This window comes from Streptomyces sp. CA-243310 (assembly GCF_050936775.1).
GTDB lineage: Bacteria > Actinomycetota > Actinomycetes > Streptomycetales > Streptomycetaceae > Streptomyces.
Map to the genome: position 1 here is coordinate 3,128,469 of NZ_JBNJMF010000002.1, position 14,413 is coordinate 3,142,881.

Consider the following 14,413-nt stretch of genomic DNA (forward strand, 5'->3'; position numbering starts at 1 on the left):
CGGAGGGCGTGGGTCGGGGCGCAGGGGGCCGCGGGCGGTGCCGCGGCCCTCTGCGCGTGGGGCGTCAGCCCGTCGTGACGAACTCGGCGAGGGCCCGCGTCAGGTAGCCGGGGTCCTGGGCGCCGACCAGCTCGCGCGCGGAGTGCATGGACAGGCCGGGAATGCCCACGTCCACGGTGGTCACGCCGAGTTGGGCGGCGGTGAGCGGGCCGATCGAGGTGCCGCAGGCCATCGCGTTGTTGGAGACGAACCGCTGCCACGGCACGTCGGCCCGCTCGCAGGCGGCGGCGAACGCCGCGAACCCGGTGCCGTCGGTGGCGTACCGCTGGTTGACGTTGACCTTCACCACGGGGCCGCCGTTGGGCAGCGGGTGGTTGTCCGGGTCGTGGCGCTCGCTGTAGTTGGGGTGCACGGCGTGGGCCATGTCGGAGGACACGCAGAACGATCCGGCGATGGCCCGCGACCAGTCCTCGCCGCCGCCTCCGCGACCGCTGACGGAGCGGTTCAGGATCCGTTCGAGCAGCGGGCTGCGGGCGCCGGTCTCGGAGCCGCTGCCGCACTCCTCGTGGTCGAAGGCCGCGAGCACGGGGATCCGCGGACCCTCCGCCGGGACCGTGTTCCCCGCGTAGGCCTCGGCGGCGGCCGTGAGCGCGGTGACGCCCGCGTGCACGGACACCAGGTTGTCCAGGCGCGAGGAGACCAGGAACTCGCTTTCCTCGCCGAGGTGTCCGGGAGGCTGGATGTCGTGCAGCATCAGGTCCCAACCGAGGATCTGGTCGGGGTCCCGGTCGGCGGCGCGGGCGATCCGGCGCAGCAGCGCGCCGGGCTCCGAGGCGCCCAGGGCCCAGATCGGCTGCGTCTGGCGCTGCCGGTCGAGGGCGAGACCGTCGTTCACCGATCGGTCCAGGTGGATGGCCAACTGCGGTACCCGGAAGAGGGGTTCGTCGATCTTGACGAGGGTGGACCCGCCGTCGCGCAGGCTGATCCGACCCGAGATGCCGAGGTCCCGGTCGAGCCAGGTGTTGAGCGGGACGCCTCCGTAGACCTCCACGGCGATCTGCCGCCAGCCGGCGGACGAGGTGTCGGGCGTGGGCTTGACCCGCAGGTTGGGCGAGTCCGTGTGCGCGCCGATGATCCGGAAGGGGGTGTGCGCGGGGGCCCCCTCGGGGACGTACCAGGCGATGAGGGCGCCGGCGCGGGTGATGAACCTGCCTCCGGTGCCGCCGGTCCATTCCTCGGTCTCGCTCAGCTCGGTGAAGCCGGCCTTCTCCAGGCGGCGGGCGGACTCGGCCACCGCGTGGTAGGGCGAGGAGCTGTCCTTCAGGAAGGCGAGCAGGTCCTCGGCGTGGCTGGGGTCGTTGACCAGAGTCATTCGGATTCCGCCTCTCGGGGCGTCGGTTGAGTGCTGAGCAGGGCCGCGATCCGACGGTCGGGTTGGGCGCTCAGGTCTGCGAGCAGCGTTGCGTAGGAAGAAAGGAGGCCTTCGGCCGTGCGCCCGTCCCACAGGTCGGCCGAGTACTCCAGGAAGGTGCGGTAGCCGAGGGACGGGTCCCGGCGGGGCGAGAGCCCGAAGACCAGCTCGGCCCGGCACACCGGCGGTGCGAGGTCCTCCACCTCCACTTGGAGGCCGGGGATCTCGATGTCGGTGTCGGGGTAGTTCTGGAACCCGAGGACGTACGGCACCCGGTCGGGCACCTCGGTGGCCCCGGCGTCCCGCATCGCCCGCATGATGCGCGCGGTGGGCAGGACGTTGGCCATGACGGCCATGGCCTCCGCGCCGGTCCGGCCCACCAGGTCGGCGAAGCTCTCGTCCGGGTCGACGCGGACGCGGACCATGACGGCGGTCGTCGTCATCGCCACGAGCGATTCGAACTCGACGCGCTCGCGGTTGGCGTACGGGACGCTCAACAGGATGTCCCGCACACCGGAGAGCCGGGCCAGGTGGACGCCCAGCGCCGCCGCCGACACCGCGAACGGGGTGACCCTGCGGGCCGTCGCCAACCTCTCGACGGCCGTGCGGACGGTGCCGGGCACCACGCCGCGGATCGTGCCGCCGTCGCCGCTCGGCTTCTCGGGGCGCGGCCGGTCCGTGGGGACGTCGGAACGGGTCGGCACGCCTTCGAGGTACGCAGCGCAGTACGCGGCCCGTCGGGCCTCGGTCGCGGGGTCCTTCGTCGCCCTCTGGTGGCGGGCGTAGTCCGTCGGCTGGGAAGCCGGCGCCGCGAGGGTGTGCGCCCTGCCCTCGGCAGCGGCCGTGTACAACTCGGCGAGCTCGGAGACGAGCATCGAGTGTGCCCAGCCGTCGGCGGCGATGTGGTGCAGGACGAACATCAGCAGCCACTCGTCCTTGGCGAGCCGCAGCAGCTTCAGCGGGGCCAGCGTCGAACGGGTGATGTCGATGGGGGTGTCCGCCAGCCGGCGGCACACCCGGTCGGCCCGCGCGGTCCGCTTCGCGGGCGCCAGCCGGGTCAGGTCCTCGATCGGGAGGCGGACGGGCCGGGCGGCCAACACCTCCTGCCACCATTCCCGGCCGGTGCGGGGGTCCTGGGCGGTACCGGGGCCCGTGTCGGGGTCCCGGGCGGTGTCGGGGTCCCGGGCGGTGTCGGGGTCCCGGGCGGTGTCGGGGTCCCGGGCGGTGTCGGGGTCCCGGGCGAAGCGCAGGCGCAGGGCCTGGTGGCGGGCCACCAGCTCGGTGAGCGCGGCGCGCAGCGCGTCGGGTTTCAGGGCGCCCCGGAAGCGGATCCGGGTGGGCATGTTCCAGACCTGCGGCTGCGGCACGGAGAGGTGGCCCGCGATCATCCGCTCCTGCTGGTCGCTGACCGGCGCCCGCTCGACGACCTCGCCCTCGCGCGGGGCGGGGACCTTCACCGGCCGGACCGGCGGCGGGTCCTGCGCGGTGGCGGGGCCGTGCCCGGTGGCGGGGTCCTGCGCGGTGGCGGGGTCCTGCGCGGTGGCCGGGTCCTGCGGGGTGGCCGGGTCCTGCGCGGTGGCGGGGTCGTGCCCGGTGGCCTGGTCCTGCGCGGTCGCGGAGTCGCGCCCCATCGTCGGGTCGTACCCGCCGGTCGGGTCCTGCCCGCCCGCCAGTCGGCGGGCCATCGCGCCCAGGTTGGCGTCCGCGAAGAAGTCCGCCATGGCGAAGTCGACGTCCAGCGTCTCGCGTACCCGGTTGATCAGGCGGATCGCCGATATCGAGTTGCCGCCGAGGTCGAAGAAGTCGCTGTCGTCGGCGACCTCTTCGACCTTCAGGACCGCCTTCCAGATCGTCCGCAGCTCCTGCGGCACCTGGCCGGCGGACACGACGACGGCGGAGCCGGCCGCGGTGTCCCCGACCCGTTCGGCGTCGCCGCCCGCCATCGCGGCGAGGATCCGGTCGAGGTCGTCCAGATGGGCGCGCGCCGTCCCCACGTCGAACAGGTCGGCGTCGTGGCGCAGGCGCAAGCGCAGTTCGGAGCCGCTGCGGATGGCCATCAGGGCCATCTCCAGCGGCGCCGACTCCGTACCGCCAGGCACCTCTCGGGCGCGCAGTCCGGGCAGGTGGACGCGGGTCAGCGGGGCGGTGTCGAGATCGGCCGACACGGTGATCAGCGGGCGCGGGTGGCCCCGGTCGGGGTTGACGGCGGTCATCAGCGCGTCGAGGTCGACGTGTTGGTGGGCGTCGGCGTCGAACAACGCGTCGCGCGTGGCGCGCACGGCGTCGGTGAGGGACGTCGTGTCCGTCAGGGACACCCGCAGAGGCAGCACACAGGCGTGGAAGCCGACCGTGTCGGCGGTCTCGGGCGTACGCCGGCCGAAGGTGGAGCCGACGACGAACTCGTCCTGCCCGGAGCGCTCGCGCAGGACGAGCTGCCAGCCGGTCAGGAGCGTGGCGAAGAGGGTGACGCCCCGTTGCCCGCTCCATTCCTGGAGCGCGGAGGTGCGGGCGGCGTCGAGACGGATCTCGACGGCCGCGCCCCTCCCGGCGACCCGGCGACCCCGGGGGCGGTCGGTGGGCAGGGCGAGCGCGGCCGGCGGCGGCGTGAGCCGGTCCTGCCACCAGCGCAGGTCGGCCGGGTCCCGCTCGGGCTCGGGTGCGCCGACCGTGGTGCCGGCGGGCACGGTGAAGCGGGCGGCACGTCCCTCGACGGAGGCCGTGTACAACTCCTCCAGATCGGCGGCGAGCAGGGTGGCGGAGTGCCCGTCGGTGACGATGTGGTGCATGCCCAGCACCAGGACGTGCTCGTCGTCGGCGAGGGCCAACAGGCGCGGGGTGAACAGCGGCCCCTCGGCCAGGTCGTACGGCCGCGTGCTCTCCCGCGTCAGGACGGCGGCGACGGCGGCGTCCGCGTCGGCGTGGTCCCGCAGGTCGCTCGACCGCAGCGCGATGTCCGCGTCGGCCCGGACGACCTGTCGGACCGTCTCGTCCCCGGTGCCCGCGCGGAACACGGTCCGCAGCGCGGCGTGCCGTTCCACGAGGCCTGCGACGGCCTCGCCGAGGGCCGCCGCGTCCAGGGCTCCGCTCAGCCGTACGGCCTGGATCTCGTTGTGGGCGGCCGGGTCACCGATGAGCTGGGACGCGAGCCAGATCCGGCGCTGGGCGTCGGTAGCGGGCGCGGACACGTCGACGGGCCCCTCGACGACCTCGGCCACGGCTTCCTCGGCGGCCTCGCCGGGGTCGTGGAAGCCGGGGTCGTGCAGGTCGGGGTCGTGGAACCGGGCCCGCAGCGCGTCGAGCCGTTCCAGTCCGGACCGCATCAGGTCGGCCGGCATGCCGAAGTCGACGAGGGAGGCGATCTCGTCGACGCCCGCCCGTCGCAGTGCTTCGACCACCGGGGCACAGGTCTCGGGCGTGCCGATCAGGGCGCGTTCGTCGCAGTACCGGTCGTACGCCCGGCGGAAGAGGTAGTCGAGGTCCTCGTCGCTCGCGCCGGCCACGTCCCGAGGGTTGCCCGCAAGCGCGCCGGCGGCCGAGCGCATCTGGAGGGAGGACCGCAGGTAGCGGCTCATCGGCTCCAGTGCCTGCGCCCGTGCCGTCGCGTGGTCCTCGCCGAGGTACGTGTGCAGGAGTACGGTCACGCGGCCCGTGTCGGGGTCGAGGCCGTGCCGCTCGCGCGCCTTGCGGTAGTGGCGGACGTTCTCCGCCAGCTCGGCGATCGTCTGGTTCATCAGGTTGGTGACAATGCCCAGGTCGCGTTCCGCCGCCGCCTCGTACGAGTCCCGGCGCCCGGAGGTGGCCAAGAACATCGGGGGTTCGGCCTGCACCGGGCGGGGGTGGACGCGGATCCCGACCTCCGCGCCGCTCCCCGTGGTCCGGCGCAGGGTTCCGCCGCGCCACAGGGTCCGTACGTCGTCCAGGTGGGCGAACCCGATCTCCTTGCGGCGCGCGAAGCGGTCCGGGTGGAGGGCGAAGTCCTGGGCGTGCCAGCCGGTCGCGCAGCCGATCCCGACCCGCCCGCCGGAGAGGTTGTCGACGACCGACCACTCCTCGGCGACCCGGACCGGGTCGTGCAGCGGCAGGACCACGGAGCCGGCGTTCAGCCGGATGCGGTCGGTCTCCCGGGCCAGCGCGGACGCGAGGACGGACGGGTTGGGGAAGAGGCCCCCGAAGGAGTGGAAGTGTCGTTCGGGAACCCACAGCGAGCTGAAGCCTCGCTCGTCGGCGAAGCGCGCCGTCTCGATGATCCGCGCGTACGCGTCGGCGGGTCGCGGCACGTGCCCACCGGCGGCACCGGCGGTCCCTTCGTCGGTGTCGGGGTAGTCGCCGAAGAAGTACATCCCGAAGTCGGGGGCGGGCCGGGGGCGGGCGGGCCGCGCGGCCGGCCGCGACCGGCCGCCCGGGCGGGTGGTGGGGAAGAAGCCGCCGGCGCGCAGGGCGCGCAGCGAGTCCTTCACCGCGTCGGAGACCCGTTCGACGTCGGCGTCGGTGTGGGCGGTGGACAGGTAGAAGCTGCGCCACTCCCAGACGTAGACCCCGCGCGTCAGGAGGTGCTGGTAGAGCAGTTCCATGTCGGCCCGGTGGGTGAACCGGAACATGGACCCGAAGTGGGCCATTTCCAGGGGGAATTCCTCGTCCCGGAAGAAGCCGTTCAGGTCGTCGGCGAGGGCGTCGGTCCTGGCGTTGAGCCGCTCCTGGAGGGCGGGGCCCTCGGCGGTGAGGTGGGTGAGGACCGCCTTGGCCGCCGCCATGGACAGCGGGTGCTGCATGTACGTGCCGCCGAAGAAGGTGGTCTCGACCTCGGGCCGGCTGTCGTCTCCGTACCGCCAGAAACCGCCGTCCACCCCGTCCAGGATGTCCGCGCGGCCGGCTATCGCCCCGATCGGGAAGCCGCTGCCCAGCGCCTTGCCGTAGGTGGCGAGGTCGGGGACGACGCCGAAGTGGTGCTGTGCGCCCCGGGGGTGGGGGCGCAGGCCGGTGAGCATCTCGTCGAAGAGCAGCACGATGCCGCGCCGCCGGGTGAGTTCGCGCAGGGTGCGCAGGAACTCGACGGGGCGCAGTGCGGGGTTGCGGCACTGGACCGGTTCGACGATGACGGCGGCGATGGTGTCGCCGAGCGCGTCGATGGTCTCCAGGGCTTCCCGGCTGCCGTATTCGAGGACGAGGAGTTCGGCGACGGCGCTGTCCGGGATGCCCCGGGCGACGGGTACGGCGCGTCCGGCCTCCGGGCCGGGGCGGCCCAGCACCGAGTCGATGTGTCCGTGGTAGGAGCCGCGGAACATGACGACGCGGTCGCGTCCGGTCGCTGCGCGGGCGAGGCGCAGGGCGGCCGAGTTGGCCTCCGTGCCGGAGTTCGCGAACGCCACCCGTTCCAGGCCGGTGAGGTCGGCGAGGAGTTGGGCGACCTCCCCGGCCTCGACCGGCCGGGGGCCGAACCGCAGGCCGTCGTCGAGGTGCCCGCGCACGGCCGCCGTGACGAACTCCGGCTCGTGCCCGAAGAGCAGGGCGCCGAAGCCCATCGTGATGTCGGTGTACTGGTTGCCGTCCACGTCCGTGAGTCGTGCGCCGCGCGCCGAACGGGCCACCAGCGGGTACAGGGTCTCCTTGGTGGAGCGACGGAAGCCGACGACGGCCCGGCTGTCGGCCAGCACGGCCCGCCGGCTCTGGGCCAGCTCCTTCGACGTGCGGGTGCGTTCGACCAGGCGGCGGCCGAGGTCGGCGGCGTGGGCGCGCCGGGAGCGGTCGGCGCCGTCGCCGACCATCCCGGAGCCCTCGGGCAGCACGACGCGCGGGCCGTGCGAAGACGGCGGCTCGGGCGGCGGAGCGGGTGTCGGGGGCGGCGTCGGCTCGGGCGTCGGCTCGGGCGGCGGTGGTGGCGTGAGGCGGGCCCTGGCGGCGGCGAGCTGCGCCGTGAGCTGCCGGGAGAGCGCGGCGGCGCGGTCGGCCGCGGTGCCGGTCATCGGGCGCGCTCGGCACCGAGCAGGGCCACGGCCTCGGACAGCTGCACCAGCATGGCGGCCTGGGTCTCGGCCAGCAGGTCGATCTGACGGCTGAGCTCGGCGATCTCCGCGCGGTGCGCGTACTCGGTGGCAGCAGGGCGCGCGGACTCCCCTGCGGGTGCGGGCGCCGCCACGGACACGGGTGCGGGCGCCGGAGCCGGCAGGGGCGCGGGCGCCGGAGCGGGCACGGGTACGGGCGCCGGAGCGGGCAGGGGTGCCGGTGCGAGCACGGTCAGCGGGGCGGGCTCCTCGGGCTCGGCGAACAGCGGGGTGCCCGAGGAGCGCGAGGCGATCAGGCGGGCCGTCAGCTCCGGGGTGCCGGCGTCCTCCAGCACGTCGCGGATCGTGATCCGCACCCGGAACTCGGCCTCCAACTGCCTCAACATGCCGATGAGTTGCAGCGAGTCGGCGCCGAGACCGATGAACGTCTGCCCGGCAGGCACCTCGGCGAGGTCGTAACCGAGGTGGCGCGCGGTGAGTTCGCGTACGCGCTTGAGTACGTCCCGTTCGGTCATGCCGTCCTCCATGGAGCCGTGGTTCGTGGGTGCGCGGTCCGCCTCGGGACCGGAATGCGGTGGGGGCCCGGTCCAGTACGACCGGTGCTGGAAGGGGTACACGGGCAGCGGGACGCGCCGACCGGCGCAGCCGTCGAGGAGCGCGGCCCAGTCGATGGCGACGCCGGCGCAGTGCAGTCGGGCCACCGCGGTCCACGGGCCGTCCGGATCGTCGCCCTCGCGCCCGGCGCGGGCGGCGGGCCAGGTGGGGATGCAGAGGGTGCCGGCTACCGCCCGGCGGGCCAGACCGGTCAGGGGTGCGCCGTGTCCGAGCTCGACGAGGACTCCGACGGCGGGCGCGAGGGCGCTCAGCACCGCGTGGAAGTCGGCCGTGTGCCGGGCCTGGCGGACCAGGTGATCGGCATCGGGCAGCCACCCGACCGGCCGGGTCCGACCGTCGATCCCGCTGACGAAATCAACCTGCACGGGGCGTAGTTCGGCCCTCTCGGCGACGGCGCGGAACGCGTCCAGCACCGGGTCGAGCAGCGCGGTGTGGAAGGCGCGGTCGACGGGCAGCGGTTCGCTCGTCTCCCCGCGTTCGGCGAGCCAGGAGCGGGCCGCCTCCACCGCGGCCGGCCGGCCGGCGACGACGTGCTGCGCGGGTCCGTTGGACACGGCCAGTTCGAGGCGGCCGTGCGCCGACCGTCCGAGGGCGTCGAGGAGTTCCCGTACGCGTCCCAGGGGGCTGAACACGGCCAGCATGGCGCCGGGCTCGGTGCCCTGCATGAGCCGGCCGCGCCGGCACAGCAACCGCATGCCGTCCTCGACCGTGAGGGCGCCCGCGACGCACAGGGCCGCGTACTCCCCCACGCTGTGTCCGGCGACGACGGACGGGGTCACGCCCAGGTGCCGCCAGAGCCGGGCCTGGGCGATCTGGAGGGCGAAGATCGCCGGTTGGGCGAAGTCGGTGTCCCACCGGCCGGGTCCCTCGCCGGCGACGATCCGGTCGAGGAAGTGGTCCTCTCCGGTCTCCTCCCGGTGGATCCGGGCGCACTCGCGGAGCACCTCGGCCGCCTGGGGGAAACGCGCGGCGAGCGCGCCGGCCATCCCGGGCCGGCCGCTGCCCTGGCCGCTGAAGACGAACCCGGGCGCGATCGGCGCCTGCGCCTCGACCGTCCCGGTGTGGTGGGCGGTGACCCCGTCGGCGCGGTCCGGGTTCGCCGCCCGCACCGCCGGGGACTGCGCGCCGTCGTACCGCGCCGGGTCCGCGAGGTACGCGTCCAGGGCGTCGGCCATGCGCCCGGCGGGCGCGGTGACGACGAGCCGGTGGCGCAGATGACGCCGGCCGAGGGCCAGGGTGGTCAGCACGTCGGCGGGGGCGAGGTCCGGGCGCCCGCGCAGGGTGTCGCGCAGTGCCCGGGCGCTGTCGTCCAGGGCTCGGGGGCTCTGCGCCGACAGGGGCAGCAGGGCGGGGACCGGGCCGCCCGAGGGGCGTGCGGGGGCGGCGGGGGCCTCTTCGAGGATCACGTGCGCGTTGGTGCCTCCCATGCCGATGGAGTGCACGCCCGCGCGGCGCGGCCCGTCGACGGTCCACGGTGCGGCCCGCCGGGGCAGCGTGAACGGGCTGCTCTCCACGCCCAGCAGGGGGTTGGGGCGCGTGAGGTTCACCAGCGGGGGGATCGTGGCGTGCCGCAGGACGAGCAGGGCCTTGATCAGTCCGGCGAGCCCGGCGGCGCTGTCCAGGTGTCCGATGGCCGGCTTGGTGGAGCCGAGGGCACAGAATCCGATGCGGTCGGTGTGCCGCCGGTAGGCCTCGGTGAGCGCGGCGAACTCGATCGGGTCGCCCTTGTAGGTGCCGGTGCCGTGCGCCTCCAGATAGCCGATCGTGTCGGCCCCGACGCCGGCGTTCGCCAGTGCGCCGAGCACCGCGTCCCGCTGGCCCGCGACGCCGGGGGCCGCGAAACCGGCCTTGTCCGCGCCGTCGTTGGTCACGGCGGAGCCCAGGATCACCCCGTGCACGGTGTCCCCGTCGGCGAGCGCCCTCGCCAGGGGCTTGAGCAGGACGGCGGCCACCCCGTTGCCGCCGACCGTGCCGTCGGCCGCCGCGTCGAAGGCCCGTACGGCGCCGGTCCGGGAGATCGTCGACCCCCGCACGTGCCGGTGCCCGGTGATCTGTGGCAGGTGCAGCGCGGCGGAGCCCACCACCATCAGGTCGGCGTCGCCGGCGAGCAGGGCCTGGCAGGCCAGGTGGACGGAGACCAGGCCGCTGGAGCAGGCGGTGGCGACGTTGACGGCCGGCCCGGTGAGTCCGAGCCGGAAGGCGGCCCGGGTGGCGGTGAAGTCGGGGTGGTTGCCGACCTGGATCTGCTTGACCTCGGCCCAGTCGCCCGAAGCACCCGGGACTCCCTGGGCGCCTGGGGTGCCCGGGGTGGCCGCGGTGCCTGGGGTGCCTGAGGTGCCTGAGGTGCCCTGCCGGCCGATCTGGGACGCGAGGTAGCTGTGCAGGGAGTACAGGCGGTAGCCGATGCTCGCGTACACGCCGACCCGCTCGGAGGTGCCGGCGCGCCCGGCGTCCTCCAGCACGTGGTGGCAGCACTCCAGGAACAGCCGCTGCTGGGGGTCGGTCAGGGTGGCCTCGCGGCCGCTCATCCCGAAGAAGGCTGCGTCGAAGCCGTCGATGCCGGGCAGCAGCGCGCTCGCGCCGGTGAAGTCCGGGGCCCGGTAGAGGTCCTCCGGTAACCCGGCGGACGCGAACTCGGCCTCGGTGAAGGGGCGTACGTGCGATGCGCCGGAGCGGATGTCGTCCCAGTACCGCGCGGGCGTGTCAGCCCCCGGAAACCTCAGCGCCATCCCGATGACTGCCACGCGCCGGTCCCGCATCGCCGTTCCCTCCCTCGTCGCTGTCCGCCGTCGCCTTCCGCGACGCGTTGCGCTGCCAGAGCACCTGCGCCACGAAGACCAGGGCCACGACGATGGCGGCGCCGTGCGCGACGGCGACGACCGACAGCGGGGTGAAGGCGTCCAGCGCGGTCGCGACCACGATCATCCCGACGCCGAAGCCGAGGTTCTCGACGGTCGCGGAGAGCCCGAAGGCGTGGGTGCGCAGGCCGCTGGGGAGGGTCTGCAGGTGCGAGGTGTACGAGACTTCGGTGAGCCCGTCGGCCGCCCCGGCGAGCAGGGCGATCACGATCGTCGCGGCCCACGGGAACCCGGCGAACGCCAGGATGAAGGTGCCCGACATCACGATGGTGCCGAGTCCGAAGCCGAGGGATCCGACGGCGCGTTCGGTGCGCTTCGCGTACCGGCGCAGCACCTGTTGGGCGAGGACGTTCCCGATGGCCCACACGCACCAGAAGACGCTGACGAAGACGGCCGGGGAGTCGGCGTCGAGTCGGGTGGAGTACACGGGCAGGGCCGCGTTGTGCGAGGACGATCCCAGTGCGTCGACCCCGCGCAACGCCACCATCAGCAGCAGGGCGGGGGCCGCTCCCAGCGCGGCGAGAGCGGCGGAGGACCGGATCTTCCCCTGCGTCCCCTCGGCGCCCTCCGGGTCGCCCTTGCCCTTCGCGCCGTCGGTCGCGGTGTCGGCCGCGTCCCGGGCCATGGGCAGCAGGGCGACGGTGAGGGCGCAGACCAGGAAGGTGGCCATGTCCGCGAGGAAGGCGGCGGTGTAGCCCATCAGCGAGACCACGACGCCCGAGGAGGCGAAGCCGGCCACCATGGCCATGGAACGCCAACTGACCATAAGCGAGTTGGCCCATGTGGTGCGGCCCTCGCCGACCATGTGCGGGATCGAGCTGCGGAACGCGACCATGAACAGGGTGCCCGCGGCGCCGACCACGGCGGAGACGGTGAACAGCGAGGCCGTGTGGTACTCGTCCGGCACCACCACGAGGAGCAGCATCGCCGCCGCCTGGAGCAGGTTCGCCCAGAGCATGGCGCCCTTGGCGGAGCAGCGGGCCAGGAGCGGCCCGGCGACCAGGCCGGTCAGGAACCCGGCGGCGAACCGCACGGTCATGAACGCGCCCACGGCCAGAGCCCGCTCGGTCACCGCGTACACGTACAGGTTCAGTGCGACCAGGTTGAGGAAGGTGCCGTACGAGGAGATCGCGTAACCGGCCACCAGGATCCGGTACCGACGCTCCTTGAGAGCCGTGCCGGAGGTCACGGGTGGGCCTGTGGCGCTAAGGCGTCGTCCCGAACCGAACCAGACATGGATGACTTCCCCCTCGAACGCCCGCGCAGAGTGCCTGGCGAACATAAACCGGCGGCCCTGCGCTCATAGGGATATCGGGTTGCACGAATGTAATGTGCACAGTTGTGAAGCAAGATCATTTCGGCACAGTCGGATGCGATTGCGACGAATCGCCCCCAAACCCCCAGCCCTGCAAGGCCGCTCTGACCGCCTACCGCACGGCGCTGCGCGAGGGCCGAGCCCCGCGCGAGGGGCTGCCGTCCTGCCTGTGGAGGCTCCATCTCGTCATGGAGGACCGCGAGGACCCCGGGTACGCCGTGCCCGTCACACCCGCCGCCGCGACCTTCGCGACCATGGGCCCCCTGGAGGACCTCCTGACGCGGCAGCGCCGCTCCGTGCGCGCCGCGAAGGCCCGACTGTCCGCCTTCGAGGCGGTGTACGCGCAGGAGCAGGACGCGGCGCGCCCCGCCCCGGTCCGACTCGTCGGCCAGGACGTCATCAGCGCCACGCTGGAGGCGGCCGTGGGCAGTTGCCGGGAGGAGCTGCGCACCGTGCAGCCCGGGGGCGGACGCCCCGAAGGGGCCCTCACCGAGGCCCTGGAGCGGGACCTGCGCGCGCTGGAACGGGGCGTGCGCCAACGGACCCTCTACCAACACACCGTCCAGACGCACCGACCCACCATGTGGTACATCGAGCAGGTCACGGCGGCCGGCGCCGAGGTCCGCAGCCAGGCCGAGATCATCGAACGCGTCATCATCTGCGATCAGGACGTGGCGTTCATCCAACTGTCCGACGAACCCGCCGAGGGCGCACTGCACATCGACGACCCGTCGCTGGTGCGTTTCCTGACCCGGTACTTCGACCAGACCTGGGAGCGTTCCACCCCGATCCTCCCCACGGGTTCCGCCTCCCGCGGCCCGATCGTCACCTCCGACCTGCAACGGACCATCCTGCGCGCGGTGATCGGCGGCGAAACCGACAGCTCCATCGCCCGCCGACTGGGCATGAGCCGCCGCAGCGTCGCCGAACACATACGCAAAGTCTCCCTGGAGTTGGGCAGCGGAAGCCGGGCCCAACTCGGCTACCTGCTGGCCGCGTCGGGCCTCCTGGACGACCCGAGCTGACGCCCTGGGGGGGGTGGGTGGTGGGGGGCGGCGGTGGTCGGGGATTCGGGTGGCGCGGGAGGGATCGGTGGCGCGGAGCACGAGCCGCGGTCCTCTCCGATGCGGCTTCACGTCAGACCTGCTCCTCCCAGGACTCGTGAATCGGGGCGACGCCACCGCCGGCCGACCGAGGCCGGTTCGTACCCGCCCGCCGGCTCTCCGCGAAGACCTCCCGACGGTTCCTCCTCCGTCGCGGCGGCGTACCGACCGTCCGCTTTCTCCAGGGCCCTGGAGAGCGTGGTGGTGGTTCCCGATTCCACAGGGCGTACCGCAGGTGTTGCCAGTTCGCCCACCGCCGCATGATCGCCTGCGGCGCCTCCGTGTCCCCACCCCAGGCCATCAGAACCTCCAGGTCACGATCCTTCCCCTCGCCCCGGCCCGCACCTGCGGCAATCCATGCGACCACTCCCAGCACGATCCGCTAGGCTGTCAGCGGTCGGTCGGCTACCGAACGCGCGCCGGGGAAAGTGTCCGCGAGGACATCTGCACCCGAAGGTGCGCACGCCATCTGACCAGCATGTTTGTCGAGACGGCTCGCGCGATCCCTCCGGGGTTTGCGGCGAGGTTCGCGACAGACCCCCGCCTTCGTGGGGCTTGACGGAAACCCTAAAGGCCCAGGTCAGAAGCCTACTGTGGAAGCTGCCGAAAACGCTCCGCTCCCATTCTCGGAACGCTCGGGACATCGTTGCAGCTCAGAAGCTTATTGACGGTGCCATCGAAATCCCCCTCAGGTCGTACTGCAGTCAGTCGACCCACCGCTGGCGCCTAACCCTCGTCACCGGCCGCATCGACACCGTGCAACAGTCATCGGCGCGCTGCCGCTCGTCCAAGGCAGCTCACATCACGCCAGCGATGTCTGGCACTCCTCGCACCGCCTGATCGCCTGCCGTGTGGTGTTTCCCTCGGTCGCGGTCGCCGGATGGCTACTGCTCAACCGGTGCCACAGCCCGGCCGGAGGTGTGGGGATCCATCCCCAGCGCGGGGCGGTCACCAGTTCCTCGGTCAGATGGGTGCAAGCCCCGGGAATGTGCGCGTACTGCGTCGGTGAGATCAGAATCGTGTCCGCAAGGAAGCCTCGCCACTCCTGCCGGAGCGAGGTCGCTGGGCGGGCTTTTGGCGCGGATCCGTCGGGCGGGCACGCACAGCCCAGC

At 73.4% G+C, this 14,413-nt stretch carries 5 protein-coding genes; 1 reads left to right on the forward strand and 4 read right to left on the reverse strand.

Annotated elements, in window-relative coordinates; translation table 11 throughout:
- Window positions 1–64 precede the first annotated feature (64 nt).
- Genes ACQEVM_RS31645 through ACQEVM_RS31660 form a run of 4 tightly spaced genes read right to left on the reverse strand, consistent with a single transcriptional unit; the run spans window position 65 to window position 12,072 of the window.
- Window positions 65–1,372, reverse strand: coding sequence for a M18 family aminopeptidase (locus ACQEVM_RS31645; protein ID WP_433084680.1), 1,308 nt, complete (start codon window positions 1,370–1,372; stop codon window positions 65–67).
- Complete coding sequence (locus ACQEVM_RS31650) at window positions 1,369–7,371, reverse strand: MupA/Atu3671 family FMN-dependent luciferase-like monooxygenase (RefSeq protein ID WP_433084682.1); 6,003 nt, start codon at window positions 7,369–7,371, stop codon at window positions 1,369–1,371. The genes ACQEVM_RS31645 and ACQEVM_RS31650 overlap by 4 nt, the downstream gene beginning before the upstream one ends.
- Window positions 7,368–10,769, reverse strand: a complete 3,402-nt coding sequence (locus ACQEVM_RS31655; protein WP_433084684.1) for a type I polyketide synthase — start codon at window positions 10,767–10,769, stop codon at window positions 7,368–7,370. Before ACQEVM_RS31655 ends, ACQEVM_RS31650 begins: the two co-directional genes overlap by 4 nt.
- On the reverse strand, window positions 10,729–12,072 hold the full coding sequence (locus ACQEVM_RS31660; RefSeq protein WP_433084686.1) for an MFS transporter: 1,344 nt from the start codon (window positions 12,070–12,072) through the stop codon (window positions 10,729–10,731). The genes ACQEVM_RS31655 and ACQEVM_RS31660 overlap by 41 nt, the downstream gene beginning before the upstream one ends.
- A gap of 314 nt (window positions 12,073–12,386) precedes the next feature.
- On the opposite strand from ACQEVM_RS31660, the gene ACQEVM_RS31665 reads away from it, so the two are divergent.
- Window positions 12,387–13,223: a LuxR C-terminal-related transcriptional regulator gene (locus ACQEVM_RS31665; protein WP_433084688.1), complete on the forward strand. Its 837-nt coding sequence runs from the start codon at window positions 12,387–12,389 to the stop codon at window positions 13,221–13,223.
- Window positions 13,224–14,413 lie beyond the last annotated feature (1,190 nt).

Bases quoted from the DNA above. Each gene is read 5' to 3' on its own strand.
- ACQEVM_RS31645 (WP_433084680.1), bottom strand. From the start codon at position 1,372: ATGACTCTGGTCAACGACCCCAGCCACGCCGAGGACCTGCTCGCCTTC.
- ACQEVM_RS31650 (WP_433084682.1), bottom strand. From the start codon at position 7,371: ATGACCGGCACCGCGGCCGACCGCGCCGCCGCGCTCTCCCGGCAGCTC.
- ACQEVM_RS31665 (WP_433084688.1), top strand. From the start codon at position 12,387: ATGGAGGACCGCGAGGACCCCGGGTACGCCGTGCCCGTCACACCCGCC.